This window comes from Pseudomonas sp. NPDC089741, assembly GCF_044748825.1.
Classification (GTDB): Bacteria; Pseudomonadota; Gammaproteobacteria; order Pseudomonadales; family Pseudomonadaceae; genus Aquipseudomonas; species Aquipseudomonas helmanticensis.
This window is the reverse complement of the sequence record NZ_JBIVGT010000032.1, coordinates 1-15,499: the sequence shown is the minus strand read 5'-3', so window position 1 is coordinate 15,499 and position 15,499 is coordinate 1. Positions and strand designations below refer to the sequence as shown.

Below are 15,499 nucleotides of genomic sequence, written 5' to 3'. Positions count from 1 at the left end.
CTCGCGATAGCGGTGTATCAGTCATCAATGAAGGCGATTGATAAACCGCTATCGCGAGCAGGCTCACTCCTACAGTTTTGATCTGTGGTTATCCGAAGAACCAGTAGCAGACCGCGATCGCGCCAACTACACCAGCAAACTCCGCCAACAACGCACACCCCACCGCGTGCCGTGCGCGCTGAATACCCACCGCGCCGAAATACACCGCCAACACATAGAACGTCGTCTCGGTACTGCCCTGCACCGTCGCCGCGACCAGCGCCGGGAAGCTGTCGACCCCCGAGGTCTGCATCGTCTCGATCAACATCGCCCTTGCCGCGCTGCCGGAAAACGGTTTAACCATTGCCGTTGGCAAGGCATCGACAAACCGCGTGTCCCAACCGGCCCACTCGACCAGATGACGAATCCCGTCAAGCCCGAAGTCCAGCGCCCCGGAGGCACGCAGTACGCCGACCGCGCAGAGCATCGCTACCAGATACGGCAGCAGATTCTTCGCGACATCGAAGCCTTCCTTCGCGCCTTCGACAAACGCCTCGTAGACCTTCACTTTCTTTAACGCGCCGATGATCAGAAACAGCATGATCAACCCGAACAACGTCAGATTACCGAGGATCGACGACAATCCCGCCAAAGCCGTCGCCGACAGCGTGCCCAACAGCGCCATGAATCCACCAAGGATCAGCGCACCGGGAATCAGATACGCCAACACCACCGGATCCCAGATCCGCAGGCGCTGCATGAACGCCACCGAGAGGAAGCCGACAATCGTCGAGCAACTGGTCGCCAGCAGAATCGGCAGGAACACCAGCGTCGGGTCCGGCGCGCCTTGTTGGGCGCGGTACATGAAGATCGTCACCGGCAGCAAGGTCAGCGAGGAGGCGTTGAGCACCAGGAAGAGGATTTGCGCGTTACTGGCGATGGTGGCGCTGGGATTGAGTTCCTGCAGCGCCTTCATGGCTTTCAGGCCGATTGGCGTCGCGGCGTTGTCGAGACCCAGGCCGTTGGCAGCAAAGTTGAGGGTGATCAGGCCAAGGGCAGGGTGGCCGGCCGGGACTTCCGGCATCAGCCGCAGAAACAGCGGCCCAAGCACCTTCGCCAGCCATTCGACGATCCCGGCCTTCTCGGCAATGCGCAGAAAACCCAGCCACAGAGTGAGGGTGCCGAACAGCAGCACCATGACTTCGACCGAGAGCTTGGCCATGGCGAAAATGCTCTCCACCATCGCCGCAAAGATCCCGGCGTTGCCGCCGATCAGCCACTGCGCCAGCGCCGATACGGCTGCGACGATGAAGAAGCCAAGCCACAGGCCATTAAGCATCAGTCAAATCCCCCGAAGAATGCCGCGAATGATAGCGGGGTCGCCAGAAACGACAAACCCCGGATTTCTCCGGGGTTTGTATGTACCTGCTGCCACCCCATTTCCCGGGTTGACCTCAATCTACTGTAGGAGCTGCCGAAGGCTGCGATCTGTTGATCTTGCCTTTAAAAACAGAATCAACAGATCGCAGCCTGCGGCAGCTCCTACAGGTGTATCAGTTTTTCGAGATTTCGCCTGCTGGCAGTTTTTCCTTGCTGCGCCAGTGTGGCAGGGAATTCCAGTAGCGCTCGCCCTTGGCGTCGTCGTACATGCCTTCCCAGCGCGAGATAACCAGTACGGCCAGCGCGTTACCGATCACGTTCAGTGCGGTACGGGCCATGTCCATGACGCGGTCGACACCGGCAATGAACGCCAGGCCTTCCAACGGAATGCCGACGCTACCCAGAGTGGCCAGCAGCACCACGAAGGACACGCCCGGTACACCGGCGATGCCTTTGGAGGTGACCATCAGGGTCAGCACCAGCAACAGTTGCTGGCTGATCGAAAGGTCAATGCCGTACAGCTGGGCAATGAAGATCGCGGCGATCGACTGGTACAGGGTCGAACCGTCGAGGTTGAACGAATAACCGGTCGGTACCACGAAGCTGCAGATGGCTTTCGGCGCGCCGTAGGCTTCCATCTTCTCGATCACGCGTGGCAGCACGGTTTCCGACGAAGCGGTGGAGTAGGCCAGCACCAGCTCATCCTTGAAGATGCGCATCAGCTTGATCACCGAGAAACCGAACAGCTTGGCGATCAGGCCCAGTACCACGAAGGCGAAGAAGGCGATGGCGACGTACACCAGGATCACCAGTTTGGCCAGCGGCACCAGCGAAGCGAAACCGAAGTTGGCCACGGTCACCGCGATCAGTGCGAACACGCCGATCGGCGCATAGTTCATGATCATGTGGGTGACTTTGAACATGCTTTCCGAGACGCCCTGGAACATCTTCACCAGCGGCTCGCGCAGATCCGATTGCAGGCTCGACAGACCGAGACCGAACAATACGGAGAAGAAGATGATCGGCAGCATTTCGCCGCGGGCCATGGCCGCGAAGATGTTCGACGGGATCAGGTTGAGGATGGTCTCGATGAACGCGTGTTCATGTTGTACTTCGGCGGCGGTCGCCTGGTACTTGGAGATGTCCACGGTGCCGAGGGTGCTCATGTCGATGCCGGCACCCGGATGGAACAGGTTGGCCAGCAACAGACCGACAACGATGGCGATGGTGGTGACGATTTCGAAGTAGATGATCGTCTTCAGGCCGATGCGCCCGAGTTTCTTGGCGTCACCGACACCGGCAATGCCGACGATCAGCGAGGAGATGACGATCGGGATCACGATCATCTTGATCAGACGGATAAAGATATCGCCTGCTGGTTGCAGGACGTTGCTGATCCACCAGGCCTTCTCGGCACTGAAGTGGTTGAGCAACGCACCAATTGCAATACCCAAAACCAGACCGATGAGGATCTGCCAAGCGAGGCTAATTTTTGCCTTCTTCATTATCTTTACCCTTACTTGCGTTTGACTCAGGCACATGCAGGAACTGGAACGCTTTTTAGCGGAAAAGTCTGTGCATCTGCCTCCGTATAAGGTGCCCCGAAGCGCGTGTTTACGGCTCTTCGGCAGGCGAAAAAAGGCGCAACTATTCCGATGCAAGGTTGCGCCGTCTAATGCCGTAAACGCCTACCCTATGCCGAATCGGCATGAGCTTTTTTAAATGAAACTGGCGTCCCAACCGGTTCGATTGTGACATTTCGGCCGGCATAAGTGCCGTGAACCGGCCATCACAGCGTAGATTGATTATTTTTTGAACGAGAAAATTCGTCGAGAATTTTAGGAAAAAGCCTACGCGGGAAGACTAGAAGTCCCACTGTTTAAAAGGTTTTTTTCTCGATATACGGTCGCCATGAAACACCGCGTAATGTTTTCGCGCGCAGTGTCGACGATAAAAAGGAAGGACTGGACGCTCTGGATCAACGTTTTGATCGATTGAAAGCTCAGCGCAAGTCCGTCGAACCACTGTGGGCCGGCGAACCTGCGGCGCAGCTTTTACTTACCCTGACCCGGCCCTTGCGCAGGCACTCCATGTCCCCGTAGGTCACTCCGACCCTGTAACAGTCAGAACGTCCCGGCCCCTTGGTCATGCGCCGGCCCTCCTCGGGTGGGCGCAATGGAAAGCAGCAGGGCTGCTGCCTTCATGTTCAAATCAGTACCACTGCGGATCTTTTTTCAGCGTTTCCATCAACAGATCCTGCATGCCCTGATCGGGTTTGCCGAGGAAGCGGTAGGTGGCATGTCGCGTTGGCGACTTGTCGGCCGGCAGTCCCTCTGGCACATCGACGAGCATGGCGTAGGCATCTTTCTTGTCGAAACTGAACGCGACGATCAAGCGGTGATTCAGGCACTTGTCTGCGGATTCGCAGAGCGGGCCGACCAGATACTTGTCGCCATCTTCAGTCACGGCATTCATTTGCTGGTCCGGCGTGCCGGACAGGTTCATCACCCATTCCGGCAGGCGTTCTTCCTTCTTCACCACGCCTTCCCACGTTTCGCGATATTGCGGGTCGGAACTCAACAGTTCGTTGACCCGCGCCTGGCCATCGTTGGCCGCCATCGCCATGGCACTACCGCCCAGAAGCAGGGCGGCTGCCAGTGTCTTTAAAACAGTCATCGTTAACCTCGGCCGCGACGGCCAAAGAAGAAGGAAGCGATGAACATCACCAGGAACACGACAAAGAGAATCTTGGCGATACCCGTGGCGGTGCCCGCGATACCACCGAAGCCCAGTACTGCGGCGATGATGGCAATGATCAAGAATGTAATTGCCCAGCTCAACATGGTGATTCTCCTTACTTCTCTATTTAGGGGTGTTACGTGTTCCGGCGCATCGCGCCTGAATTCATTTTTCAATCAGTCAGAAAACCCAACGCTCTTCACGTGGCATTTGATCCAGTGGCTGCGCCTGATCGACCGCCATCATGTGCATCGCCGCGTTGTCGTCCTGGGTGCTGCTGACAGCGCTGAAATGACTCTGGGTGCTGTGCTGCATCGAGATCAGCGGTGCCTCTGGCTGCTGGCTGTTTTCCCAGCGCAGGTATTGCTGGCAAGCAATCAGGGTGATAAGCAGCGCAAGTACGCCAAACAGACCTTGCTGGATGTGCAGTGGCGAGATGCGTACTTGGGCGGCGCGTTGGCGAGTCATCCTGGGTTCCTCACTCTTATTCGGTTGGGGCAGTTCTGATCTGCCCGGGCTGAATGAGGTATTGCAGCCTGCGTGCCAATTTTTTAATTGAAAAATAATCAATAAAATCAAAGGCTTATATAGATTTAAAAAATGAATAGCGACGCATCCTGCACGATGGGTCATCTGCGATCGTGCGCAATGCACGATTATTTCGTAGGAGAATTCATTCTTATGGAATTGCGAGCCGGTCGCAGATGTCAGAAAAGGACGCAGGCAACGCCCTGCAAACCGGTGATTGTTTAAAAAACCAACAAAATCAACGTATTGGCCGTAATGGCAGGAGAGAGCTACCCTCCTATGGCTGGCATCGTTCAGAATCAACCATGCAACTTGCCCGATTTTTCCGGGACTAACCCAAGACCAATCACTATGGAGCGTAGGAAAAATGGAATCTGCCACTGAGCATCAAGGCCGCATTCTGCTGGTGGATGATGAATCCGCCATCCTGCGTACCTTCCGTTATTGCCTCGAAGACGAAGGCTATACGGTCGCCACTGCCAACAGCGCGGCCCAGGCCGACGCTTTGCTGCAACGCCAGGTTTTCGACCTGTGCTTCCTTGATTTGCGTCTGGGCGAAGACAACGGTCTCGACGTGCTGGCGCAAATGCGCGTGCAGGCGCCGTGGATGCGCGTGGTGATCGTCACCGCTCACTCGGCAGTCGATACTGCGGTGGATGCGATTCAGGCGGGCGCTGCTGATTATCTGGTGAAACCGTGCAGCCCCGATCAATTGCGTCTGGCGACCGCCAAGCAACTTGAGGTGCGCCAGTTGTCGGCGCGTCTCGAAGCGCTCGAAGGCGAGATGCGCAAACCGAAGGACGGTCTCGATTCCCACAGCCCGGCCATGAAAGTCGTACTGGAGACTGCGCGCCAGGTGGCGAGCACCGATGCCAACATCCTTATCCTCGGTGAGTCCGGTACCGGTAAAGGCGAGCTGGCCCGGGCAATTCACGGCTGGAGCAAGCGTGAGAAAAAATCCTGCGTGACCATCAACTGCCCGTCGCTGACTGCCGAATTGATGGAAAGTGAATTGTTCGGTCACAGTCGCGGGGCATTTACCGGCGCTAGCGAAAGTACGTTGGGTCGAGTCAATCAGGCTGACGGTGGCACGCTGTTTCTCGACGAGATCGGCGATTTTCCCTTGACGTTGCAACCGAAGTTGCTGCGTTTCATTCAGGACAAGGAATACGAGCGGGTAGGGGATCCAGTCACCCGTCGCGCCGATGTGCGTATTCTGGCGGCGACCAACCTTAATCTGGAAGACATGGTCCGCGACGGGCGCTTCCGTGAAGACCTGCTCTACCGCCTCAATGTCATCACCCTGCATCTGCCACCGTTGCGCGAACGTGCCGAGGACATTCTCACCCTCGCTGATCGCTTCCTCGCACGCTTCGTCAAAGAGTACGCACGCCCGGCACGCGGTTTCAGTGATGAGGCCCGTGAAGCGCTGCTCGGCTACCGTTGGCCGGGCAACATTCGTGAGCTGCGCAACGTGGTTGAGCGGGCGAGCATCATCTGCCCACAGGAGCGCGTAGAAATCAGCCACCTCGGCATGGCCGAACAACCCGCCAACAATGCGCCGCGCGTTGGCGCCGCGTTGAGTCTCGATGAATTGGAAAAGGCCCATATCGGCGCCGTCCTCGCCACCGCTGGAACCTTGGATCAAGCGGCAAAAACCCTCGGAATCGACGCCTCGACGCTGTATCGCAAGCGCAAGCAGTACAACTTGTGAGTGTCTGGCGATGAAACTGGCGATGAAGTTGCGGACCCGCTTGTTCCTGAGCATTTCCGCCTTGATCACGGTGGCCTTGCTCGGGTTGTTGCTCGGGCTGGTCAGCGTGATGCAAATGGCCGGATCGCAGGAAGCGCTGGTGCGCAATAACTTCGTCACCCTCGACCTGGGGCTAAAGCTTCGGCAGACGCTCGGTGATCAACTGATCATCATGCTCGCGGAAAAGCCTGACCCGGCGGCCTTTGAAGCCTCCAAACAGCATTACTTCGAGTTACTTGACGAGGGCATCGCCCAAGAGCAGGTGGGCGACGGTCGCCAGTATGGTTTCAGCCAGGCCAAGGCCGATTACCTGAGTTTCCTGCAAGCCTTCGATCTGTCCCGCGACCCCGCCACCGCACTGAGCAGCGACGCCGATTTCCGGGAACGCTTCAATACTTTGCGCAACGGCCTGATCACCGAACACAAGCATGCACTGGACAACATCAATGCGGTGCAGCATGACGCCCGCGACCGCGCGTTGTTGGTCGCCGGCCTGCTCGGGCTGGTCGGGCTGGCGGTGTTGATCATTGGTTTCGTCACGGCTCACGGCATCGCCCGGCGTTTCGGTGCGCCGATCGAGGCGCTGGCGCAGGCGGCGGACAACATCGGCCAAGGCAATTTCGAAGTGACCCTGCCGATTTCCTCGGCCATGGAAATGAACCAGCTGACCAAGCGCTTCGGGCTGATGGCCGAAGCGCTGCGTGAGCATCAGGCGACCAACGTCGACGAACTGCTGGCCGGCCAGCAGCGCTTGCAGGCGGTGCTCGACAGCATCGATGACGGTTTATTGATGATCGACCGCCAGGGCCAGCTGGAGCACCTCAACCCGGTCGCTCAACGCCAATTGGGCTGGGACGATGATCGCCTCGGTCAAGGTTTGGGCTCGGCGCTGCAACGGCCGGAGCTGGATTCGCAGCTGCAACTGGTCTTGCGCGGTGGCACGCTTGAGCGAGCGCCGGAAGATTTGAGCATTGAGGTCGATGGCGAATCACGCCTGCTGACCTACAGCCTGACGCCGGTCAGCCACACCCAGGGTCACATCCTCGGTGCGGTGATGGTGCTGCACGATGTCACCGAGCAGCGCGCGTTCGAGCGGGTCCGTAGCGAGTTCGTTCTGCGCGCCTCCCACGAACTGCGCACACCGGTCACCGGCATGCACATGGCCTTCGGCCTGTTCCGTGAGCGGGCGAAGTTTCCGGCGGATTCACGCGAGGCGGATCTGCTCGATACCGTGAATGAAGAAATGCAGCGCCTGATGCAGTTGATCAACGATCTGCTCAATTTCTCACGCTACCAGAACGGTTTGCAGAAACTGTCGCTGGCGCCGTGCTCCATTGAAGATCTGCTGGAGCAGGCGCAATTGCGGTTTGCCGACTTTGCGGCGGGCAAAGGCATTGCGCTGACTGTCGAAGTGCAGGGACCTTTGCCGCGCTTGCAGGCCGATCAGGCGCAGTTGGATCGGGTGCTCGACAACCTGATCGACAATGCCCTGCGCCATACCGCCCGCGACGGCCAGATCCGTTTGCAGGCGCGGCGCCATGGCGAGCGGGTGATCATCAGTGTCGAAGACAACGGCGAAGGCATTGCCTATGGCCAGCAGGGACGCATTTTCGAGCCGTTCGTGCAGGTCGGACGCAAGAAGGGCGGCGCCGGTCTCGGCCTGGCGCTGTGCAAGGAAATTGTGCAGTTGCACGGCGGGCGCATGGGCGTTTATTCGCGGCCGGGGCAGGGCACGCAGTTCTATATGGCGCTGACGGTTTAAGCTTCGTCGTCCATGCGTCGCGCGGCAAGGCGCCGGCCCCGGGTGATCAGCTCAATGAACTGCACCGCGCTCAGGGCATGGGCGAACAGCCAGCCCTGGCCGAACTTGACGCCTTCGCTGCTGAGCAATTCGGCTTGCGACTCCAGCTCGATGCCTTCGGCAATCACCTTCAGATCCAGTGCCTGCGCCATGTGAATGATGTGCGGGGCGACGCCACTGCTGGCCGCGTCATGGCCGAGCGCGTCGATGAAAGCCTTGTCGATCTTCAGGCAATCCACCGGCAGGGTTTGCAGGTAGGCGAGGCTGCAATAGCCGGTACCGAAGTCGTCGATCAGCACTTGGTGGCCGACATCACGCAACGCTTGCAGGTTCTCCCGCGCCACCACCACATCGATCAGGCCGCGTTCGGTGACTTCGAAAGCAATCTGCCGCGCCGCCACCCGGTGCAACGTCAGCAGCCGTGCCATGACCTGGCCGATGCGCGGCACCATGACGTCGCAAGCGGCGAGGTTCACCGAAATATACAGTTGCGGGTTGGCACGCAGCAGTTGGCCCAGTTGTTCGAGCAGACGCTGGAGGACGAAATCGGTCATCTGGCGAATCTGTCCGGTGTTTTCCGCCATTGGAATGAACAGGTCAGGGCTGGTCAGCGTGCCGTCCGGGCGGCGCCAGCGCAGCAGAGCTTCAGCGCCGACGCAGTTGCGACTGTCGAGGTCGAAGATCGGTTGATAGAGCACCTGCAACTCGCCACGACGGATCGCGCCGTGCAATTCGGCGTCGAGTGACTGGCGTTGGCGCACCAGCAGGAATACCAGAAAGCCCGCCAGTGCGCCGAGCAACAGGCAGGCGGGCACCATCCACCACCAGACGGCAGGAATGTGCATGCCGGTGCGCGGCGAGATCAGCACCAATTGATATTCCGGGTTGTCGGTGGGCATGCGGTAGACAAGGCGCGTTTGTGTGACTTGCAGGGCCTCGCGGCTTTTCGGCGGCCAGTGTTCGGTGGGTGGCCAGGCTTGCTCTGTACCCAGTACCGGGATGGCGCGGGTGCCGTGATCCAGCACGACCAACAGGCTACTGCCGGGCGAGAGGTCGACCATGTCGGTCAGATGCCCGCGAGACGTGGCCACGCGAAAATTGCCGCGTCCGAGCATCAGCGCGGCGCGGTTTTCATCGGGTTCAGTGGTGGTGTTCAGCCAATAACTGTAGGTCGGGCCTTTGATGTCGGGCTGGCGGACGACTGGCAGAGCTTCCTGGCGCGGACGATTGGAGCAGGTTCGCGTGCCATCGCTGTAAGCCGCCTCATAGACGAAGCGGTAATTGAAGGTGACTTGCTGCAGGGTGGCGATCATCTCGTCGTCGCAGCTGCGCAACGGTTGTGCTTCCAGATCATCGAGACTTTCGCGCAACTGGCCGAATAATTGTTCGAGACGGGCGAGGAAGCGTTCGCCCTGCGCGTTCATTTCCTGGCTTTCGTTCTGCTCGACCTGGTGCATCGCAACGAACATTGCGCCGGCGATCAGCAGGCTGGCACTGAGGACAGCCGCGATCATCGCCAAAAAACAGGGGCGATAAAACCAGCTACGCAGCGTCTCTCGGGTAGCAACCATCATGGAATATCCGAAGAATTACCAATGAGTTATAGCTGCTGATTGCAATTTCGCCCTGACCGTCGGGCGGGCGTCATTATTTTGTCTGATTCAGTACGAGCAATAGGGCGGCCGTTTGCGCATCTGGCGTGCCATCGAAACGTGCTGGACGGAAATGCATCTGGAACGCGGCGAGGACATGGCGAGTGGCGACGTCCAGTTCACCGGTCTGCGGTATGTCATAGCCCATGTGCGCCAATTGCGCCTGGAACCAGCTGATGCTCGGTAATTCGCTGCTGCTCAATAGCGCTTGTTGGCGTGCCACCGCTTGCTCGTTGGGCCACAGGCCAAGGCCTTCAGCAGCAAGGCGTTTCCATGGAAACAGCGGCCCCGGATCAAGCTTGCGCAGCGGCGCGATGTCGCTGTGACCGATGATGTGGCGCGGGCTGATGCCATTGCGTTTGCTGATGTCCTTGAGCAGGGCGATCAGCGCTTGAATCTGCGCCTCGCTGTACGGATACCACAGGCGTCCGGTCGGCGTGTCCTTGAAGCCCGGATTGACGATTTCGATGCCGATCGAACTGGAATTGAGCCACGTGCGGCCCTGCCATTGGCTTTCGCCGGCGTGCCAGGCGCGCTGGTTTTCATCCATCAGTTTGTAGACGGTGCCAGCCTTGTCGTCACCGATCAGGTAATGGCTGCTGACTTCGCCGTGGGTCAGCAGTTGCAGCGAGCGCTCCAGCGAGGCCGAGGTGTAATGCACGATCACGAACTGGATGCGGCTGTCGTAATTGGCCGAAGGATGGCTGGTGTCGTAACGCGGGCCGCTGGCACAACCGGCCAGAACGAGCAGCGACGCGAGGAAAGTAAAAAATTTCATGGCAGAAGGCAGTACACGCAAGACAGTAATGCAACAGTGTAACGTACTGCCTTGCGTCCCGACGGTCAGCGGGCGGAATTAAACAAAATGGAGCAATTGGCTCAGCCCAGCTCGACGCGGTTGCGCCCGGCATTTTTCGCCCGGTACAGCGCCTGATCGGCTCTTTTCAGCACCAGATCACTGTGCTCTCCCGGCTTGAATGACGCCAGGCCCATGGAAATGGTGATCGTCACACGCTCGCCCTTGAAGTGGAACGGGCAGGCTTCGATTGCCGCGCGCAGCGTTTCCAGCAGTTTTGCGCCGACCGCTGGCGGAGTGGCGGGTAGCAGCAGGACGAATTCTTCGCCACCAAAACGGGCTATGAAATCCGCGCCGCGCAGGCGTTTGCGCAGCACGCTGGCAATGATTTTCAGGACTTTATCGCCGGCCAGGTGACCGTAGTTGTCGTTGATCCGCTTGAAGTGATCAAGGTCGAGCATGGCCAGGCTCAAGGTATTGCCATGCTGCTGCCACTGCTTGATCTCGTGTTCGAGACGCTCGCTCCACGCGGCGCGGTTGGGCAGGCCGGTGAGCGGGTCGATCAGGGCTTTCTGCCGTTGCACTTCAAGGTGTTCCCGGAAACCCTGGGCTTCCTGCTCCATGTGCGCCACGCGTTCGGACAGGCTTTTAAGCCGCGTCGCGACTTCCTGCTCGCGGGCATCACGCTGTTTCTGGTGTTGATCCATGGTGCCGAGCAGGCCTTCGAGATGGTTCTCCAGCACTTGCTTGAGGTCGTCGAGATCCGCCGCTTCCTGCATGCTGGTCTGCAGGCCGTCGACCTGCTCACGAATCTGCGTGTCCATCGCTCGCGCCGCCGAGCTGTTGTCGGCATGGCCCTCGCTGGCGGCTTGCAGGTTGCTCTGAAACGCCTCGAGGCGTTCGTTGAGCTGCTGCAAGTAGGCTTCGAATTCGTGCTGGCCGCTGTCAGTGATCGCCAGCATCAACGTCGCGAGATCGTCGAGGATCGGGATCAGTTCGTACCAGTTCAGGCCATGTTGCAGTCGCTCACGCATGGCTTCGGCTTGCGGCCGGTGGCGCTCGGGCAGGGTCAGGTCGTCGAGCAGGCCAATCAGGGTTTCTTCGATGTGCTTGGCCACGGAGCTGTAGGACGGCTCGGGAGAATCCGGCAGGGCGAAAAGGATGTCTTGCTCGGATTGCTCCGGGTCGATGGCTGCCAGAGCCTGTGCGATCGGCTCGGGCAGCGGCAGGCTGTCGAGGATCAGCGGGTGCGGATCGCCGGGGTGGATCAGTTCATCGGGATTGAAGGCGTCGATTGTGGCCGAAGCGTGCACGGGCGTGGGCGTGATGACGACTTCGGGTTCGGGCTTGACCGGTTCAGCTGCGACCGGAGCATGCGCCGCTTCGGGGACGACAGTGGGCGGTACGAAGGCAAACACTTCAGGCACTGCCGGCGTCTGCGGCGAGGGCGTTGGTGTTGCGATCACGGGTGCGGGTGCTTTGACCGCAGGAGCGGTAATCGGCGGCTCAGCAGCGACGGTGGGGGCAGTTTGCACTGCCGCTGCCGCTGCCGCTGCCGCTGGCTCCGAGGCGACGGGCGCTTGTACCTGTGGCGCTAGCGGTGCTGACGCATGCGTGTCGGCTGCTGGCGCGAGCGTCTCCTCGTGGTCACGACTGCCGAACAAACGTTGCAGCAACCCCGGGCGTCCCGGCTCGGCAGGCGTTTCCAGCTGGGTCAAGGCCTTGCCTTGCAAACCACTGAGTTCACTCAGCAGCAGCGGCATTTCCCGCGCCGAGCCAACGCGACTATCCAGTTGTTTGGCAAATTTCTTCAGGGGTTGCGCGACTTCTCGCGGCAGCGGCAGCGACTGCAATTGAGTGACCAATGCTGTCAGTGCGGTGCTGACCTGATCGATCCGGGTTTCGCGGCGCTGCTCGGAATCGAGCACGGCTTTTTCCAGGCGTGGCAGGAGGGCAGCGAGGCCGGCGTCCATGTCGTCGGTGCGCACCACGTCGCGCATCTCTTTCATGCACTGATCAACGACCTTGTCGGTGCCTTCAGCCGCCAGCGTGCTGCGCACCAGGCCACGCCGCAGCAGGTCGAGCCTTGCGGCCCAGCGGCGTTCGAGTTTGTCCTGTTGTTCGATGCTTTTGAGGTACTTCTCTTTCCAGCGCTGGGCTTCGTCGCTCATTCAGGGGTTCCGCGAGGGGCAGGACTCAACGCGGGCAATGCATCGGCCGTGAGCGAACCCGGCAGACGAATCTCTACCGCGACCGGCAGGTGATCGGAAATCGGTTGTGCCAGCACTTCGACCTTTTCCAGGGTCAGGGTCGGGCTGAGCAAAATATGATCAAGGCAACGCTGAGGACGCCAGCTGGGGAATGTCGCTTCCACCTGCGGGGCCAGCAGGCCGAGATCGCGTAACGGAGAATGTTGCAGCAGGTCGCTGGCGTGGGTATTCATGTCGCCCATCAATACCTGATGTTTGTAGCCACCGATCAGTTCACGAATATAGGCCAGTTGCAGGCTGCGGGTTCGTGCGCCAAGCGCCAGGTGCATCATCACCACTACCAGCGCTTCCGGGCCTTCGCCGAAACGCAGCAGAATCGCGCCGCGACCTTTCGGGCCGGGCAACGGGTGATCCTCGATCGCCGATGGTTTCAGGCGACTGAGTACGCCATTGCTGTGCTGGGCCAGTCGACCAAGGTTGCGATTGAGTTGTTGATACCAGTAAGGGAAGGCGCCGAGCTGGGCGAGGTGTTCGACCTGATTGACGTAGCCTGAGCGCAGGCTGCCGCCATCGGCTTCCTGCAGGGCGACCAGATCGAAGTCGCCAAGCAGGTCGCCGATCTTTTGCAGATTGCCTGAACGGCCGTTGTGCGGCAGCAGATGCTGCCAGCTGCGCGTCAGGTAATGCCGATAGCGCTCGGTACTTATACCGACCTGAATGTTGAAACTGAGCAGGCGCAGACGCTGGTCCGCGGGCAAGCCCGTGGACGCCAGGTGATGCTCGTTGACCTGCGGGTCATGCAGGCCAACGATGCGTTCAGACTTCCAGCGGCGCATGGCGGTGGCGGCGCTTAGTTGGCAGCAGCCTTGGTTGCCGCTCGCTCTTTGGCGACCAGTTGGTCAGCCAGTTTCAATGCTTCTTCGGCACCACCGGCAGAGCCGATGTCAAAGCGGTACTTGCCGTTGACGATCATGGTTGGCACGCCAGTGATTTCATACTTCTTGGCCAGTTCACGGGCCTTGACGATCTGCCCTTTGATGGCGAACGAGTCGAAGGTGGCGAGGAACTTGTCCTTGTCCACGCCTTGGGTGGCGAGGAAGTCAGCCATGTCGTTCTTGTCGGTCAGTTTCTTGTGTTCTTTCTGGATGGCGTTGAACACGGCGTTATGCACCTTGTGCTCGACACCCATGGCTTCCAGGGTCAGGAACATTTGGCCGTGAGCGTCCCACGGGCCGCCGAACATGGCAGGAATACGCACGAAGTTGACGTCCGATGGCAGCTTCTCGACCCATGGGTTGATCACCGGTTCAAAGGCGTAGCAGTGCGGGCAGCCGTACCAGAACAGCTCGACCACTTCGATCTTGCCAGGCTCTGCAACCGGTACCGGGTTGGCCAGCTCGACGTAAGGGGCGGCTGGGGCTTCGGCGGCTTGAGCGGTCACGCCGAACAGGCTGGCAGCGACGAGAGCGGCGCTGATGATCAGATTACGCATGCTTTACTCCTGGACAATTTTGGTCGCCTCGCGCGACCTGTTTTCAGACAGATCCTGGCGGGCATGAGTTCTGTAGTGTAACGGCAGCGGCCACAAAAAAGGGCGGCCAAAGCCACCCTTTTTATACTTGCTGTGACGGATTAATCGAGCGTTAACATTGCACTCCTGCATTGGGTCACGTAACCCCCCTGTAGGAGCTGCCGAAGGCTGCGATCTTTTGATCTTCGGCCTTCATCCAACGCTCGACCCGGCGCGCTTAGTGCAGACCCTGAATGTAGCTGGAGACCGCAGCGATGTCTTCGTCGCTCAGGCGCTTGGCAATGGTCTGCATGGTCATGGTGTCACCATCGTTGGTGCGCCCACCTTCTTCCTTGCGGAAATCGGTCAGCTGTTTAGTGATGTACTGAGCGTGTTGGCCACCTAGATGCGGGAAGCCGGCAGCCGCGTTACCGGCGCCGTTCGGCGAGTGGCAACCGGTACAGGCGGGCAGGCCCTTGGCGAGGTTGCCGCCACGGAACAGCGCTTCACCGCGTGCGACGATCTTCGGATCGGCTGCGCCGACGCTGCCTTTCTGGCTGGCGAAGTACGCCGCGATGTCGGAAAGATCCTGATCGCTCAGGTTGGTCAGCAGACCAGTCATTTCCAGCACGGTGCGCTTGCCCGACTTGATGTCGTGCAACTGCTTGGTCAGGTAGCGTTCACCTTGACCGGCCAGTTTCGGAAAGTTTGGCGCCATGCTGTTCCCGTCCGGGCCATGGCAGGCTCCGCATACGGCAGCTTTCGCCTGGCCTGCTGCGGCATCACCGGCAGCATGGGCGAAGCCTGAAATTCCCACGGTCAACAGCAGACTCACGATCAATTTGTTCATCAGCTAATCCAACTACGGCTAAGGGTTAAGTTATGGACCGGGCTTACTCGCGCTCATCCAAAGGATGATGGCTTGGTAATCCTCGGCACTGCAGTCCATGCACAAACCACGCGGCGGCATCGCCTTGAAACCCTGGGTCACGTGTTGCACCAGCGTCCCCATACCTTTCGCCAACCTCGGCGTCCAAGCTTCCTGATCGCCTCTTTCGGGCGCCATGGGTAGTTGGCCGGAATGACAGGCACCACAAACACGGTTGTACACGGCTTCCGGATCCTGTGTAGCCTGTGCGCTGTAAAGCGGC

General features: G+C 59.5%; 14 protein-coding genes. 2 read left to right on the top strand and 12 right to left on the bottom strand.

The window, feature by feature from the left end; all coding sequences use genetic code 11:
• Positions 1-88: 88 nt before the first annotated feature.
• The 5 genes from ACIPZE_RS23370 to ACIPZE_RS23350 form a co-directional block, all read right to left on the bottom strand.
• Positions 89-1,318 carry a nucleoside recognition domain-containing protein gene (locus ACIPZE_RS23370; protein WP_400775570.1) on the bottom strand — a complete coding sequence of 410 codons (1,230 nt, stop codon included), beginning with the start codon at positions 1,316-1,318 and terminating at the stop codon, positions 89-91.
• A 214-nt stretch (positions 1,319-1,532) separates the two neighbouring features.
• A complete protein-coding gene (gene gltP, locus ACIPZE_RS23365) occupies positions 1,533-2,864 on the bottom strand; it encodes a glutamate/aspartate:proton symporter GltP (RefSeq protein WP_129387055.1) in 1,332 nt (443 codons plus the stop codon).
• Positions 2,865-3,570: 706 nt separating this feature from the next.
• A complete protein-coding gene (locus ACIPZE_RS23360) occupies positions 3,571-4,035 on the bottom strand; it encodes an inhibitor of vertebrate lysozyme family protein (protein ID WP_283438200.1) in 465 nt (154 codons plus the stop codon).
• 2 nt (positions 4,036-4,037) lie between these two features.
• Positions 4,038-4,202 carry a DUF1328 domain-containing protein gene (locus ACIPZE_RS23355; protein WP_003177151.1) on the bottom strand — a complete coding sequence of 55 codons (165 nt, stop codon included), beginning with the start codon at positions 4,200-4,202 and terminating at the stop codon, positions 4,038-4,040.
• A gap of 76 nt (positions 4,203-4,278) precedes the next feature.
• A complete protein-coding gene (locus ACIPZE_RS23350) occupies positions 4,279-4,566 on the bottom strand; it encodes a hypothetical protein (RefSeq protein WP_283438199.1) in 288 nt (95 codons plus the stop codon).
• 427 nt (positions 4,567-4,993) lie between these two features.
• On the opposite strand from ACIPZE_RS23350, the gene algB reads away from it, so the two are divergent.
• Positions 4,994-6,340: a sigma-54-dependent response regulator transcription factor AlgB gene (algB, locus tag ACIPZE_RS23345; RefSeq protein ID WP_129387064.1), complete on the top strand. Its 1,347-nt coding sequence runs from the start codon at positions 4,994-4,996 to the stop codon at positions 6,338-6,340.
• Positions 6,341-6,350: 10 nt separating this feature from the next.
• Positions 6,351-8,141: a KinB sensor domain-containing domain gene (locus ACIPZE_RS23340; RefSeq protein ID WP_283438198.1), complete on the top strand. Its 1,791-nt coding sequence runs from the start codon at positions 6,351-6,353 to the stop codon at positions 8,139-8,141.
• On the opposite strand, the gene ACIPZE_RS23335 is transcribed toward ACIPZE_RS23340, so the two are convergent.
• The 7 genes from ACIPZE_RS23335 to ACIPZE_RS23305 form a co-directional block, all read right to left on the bottom strand.
• Positions 8,138-9,751, bottom strand: a complete 1,614-nt coding sequence (locus ACIPZE_RS23335) for an EAL domain-containing protein (RefSeq protein ID WP_400775566.1) — start codon at positions 9,749-9,751, stop codon at positions 8,138-8,140. The genes ACIPZE_RS23340 and ACIPZE_RS23335 overlap by 4 nt on opposite strands.
• A gap of 76 nt (positions 9,752-9,827) precedes the next feature.
• Entirely contained in the window at positions 9,828-10,610 is a 783-nt protein-coding gene (locus tag ACIPZE_RS23330) for an N-acetylmuramoyl-L-alanine amidase (RefSeq protein WP_400775565.1), read from the bottom strand.
• A 101-nt stretch (positions 10,611-10,711) separates the two neighbouring features.
• Positions 10,712-12,799 carry a diguanylate cyclase gene (locus ACIPZE_RS23325; RefSeq protein ID WP_400775562.1) on the bottom strand — a complete coding sequence of 696 codons (2,088 nt, stop codon included), beginning with the start codon at positions 12,797-12,799 and terminating at the stop codon, positions 10,712-10,714.
• Positions 12,796-13,674: an endonuclease/exonuclease/phosphatase family protein gene (locus tag ACIPZE_RS23320; RefSeq protein WP_129387080.1), complete on the bottom strand. Its 879-nt coding sequence runs from the start codon at positions 13,672-13,674 to the stop codon at positions 12,796-12,798. Before ACIPZE_RS23320 ends, ACIPZE_RS23325 begins: the two co-directional genes overlap by 4 nt.
• 14 nt (positions 13,675-13,688) lie before the next feature.
• On the bottom strand, positions 13,689-14,330 hold the full coding sequence (locus ACIPZE_RS23315) for a thiol:disulfide interchange protein DsbA/DsbL (RefSeq protein ID WP_283438195.1): 642 nt from the start codon (positions 14,328-14,330) through the stop codon (positions 13,689-13,691).
• A 256-nt stretch (positions 14,331-14,586) separates the two neighbouring features.
• Positions 14,587-15,198, bottom strand: a complete 612-nt coding sequence (locus tag ACIPZE_RS23310; protein ID WP_283438194.1) for a cytochrome c — start codon at positions 15,196-15,198, stop codon at positions 14,587-14,589.
• Positions 15,199-15,228: 30 nt separating this feature from the next.
• A partial coding sequence (locus ACIPZE_RS23305) for a c-type cytochrome (RefSeq protein WP_400775558.1) occupies positions 15,229-15,499 on the bottom strand: 271 nt, incomplete at its 5' end.

Excerpts from the sequence above, each read along its gene's own strand:
- ACIPZE_RS23370 (WP_400775570.1), bottom strand. The coding sequence starts at position 1,318 with ATGCTTAATGGCCTGTGGCTTGGCTTCTTCATCGTCGCAGCCGTATCG.
- gltP (WP_129387055.1), bottom strand. The coding sequence starts at position 2,864 with ATGAAGAAGGCAAAAATTAGCCTCGCTTGGCAGATCCTCATCGGTCTG.
- ACIPZE_RS23360 (WP_283438200.1), bottom strand. The coding sequence starts at position 4,035 with ATGACTGTTTTAAAGACACTGGCAGCCGCCCTGCTTCTGGGCGGTAGT.
- ACIPZE_RS23355 (WP_003177151.1), bottom strand. The coding sequence starts at position 4,202 with ATGTTGAGCTGGGCAATTACATTCTTGATCATTGCCATCATCGCCGCA.
- ACIPZE_RS23350 (WP_283438199.1), bottom strand. The coding sequence starts at position 4,566 with ATGACTCGCCAACGCGCCGCCCAAGTACGCATCTCGCCACTGCACATC.
- algB (WP_129387064.1), top strand. The coding sequence starts at position 4,994 with ATGGAATCTGCCACTGAGCATCAAGGCCGCATTCTGCTGGTGGATGAT.
- ACIPZE_RS23340 (WP_283438198.1), top strand. The coding sequence starts at position 6,351 with ATGAAACTGGCGATGAAGTTGCGGACCCGCTTGTTCCTGAGCATTTCC.
- ACIPZE_RS23335 (WP_400775566.1), bottom strand. The coding sequence starts at position 9,751 with ATGGTTGCTACCCGAGAGACGCTGCGTAGCTGGTTTTATCGCCCCTGT.
- ACIPZE_RS23330 (WP_400775565.1), bottom strand. The coding sequence starts at position 10,610 with ATGAAATTTTTTACTTTCCTCGCGTCGCTGCTCGTTCTGGCCGGTTGT.
- ACIPZE_RS23325 (WP_400775562.1), bottom strand. The coding sequence starts at position 12,799 with ATGAGCGACGAAGCCCAGCGCTGGAAAGAGAAGTACCTCAAAAGCATC.
- ACIPZE_RS23320 (WP_129387080.1), bottom strand. The coding sequence starts at position 13,674 with ATGCGCCGCTGGAAGTCTGAACGCATCGTTGGCCTGCATGACCCGCAG.
- ACIPZE_RS23315 (WP_283438195.1), bottom strand. The coding sequence starts at position 14,330 with ATGCGTAATCTGATCATCAGCGCCGCTCTCGTCGCTGCCAGCCTGTTC.
- ACIPZE_RS23310 (WP_283438194.1), bottom strand. The coding sequence starts at position 15,198 with ATGAACAAATTGATCGTGAGTCTGCTGTTGACCGTGGGAATTTCAGGC.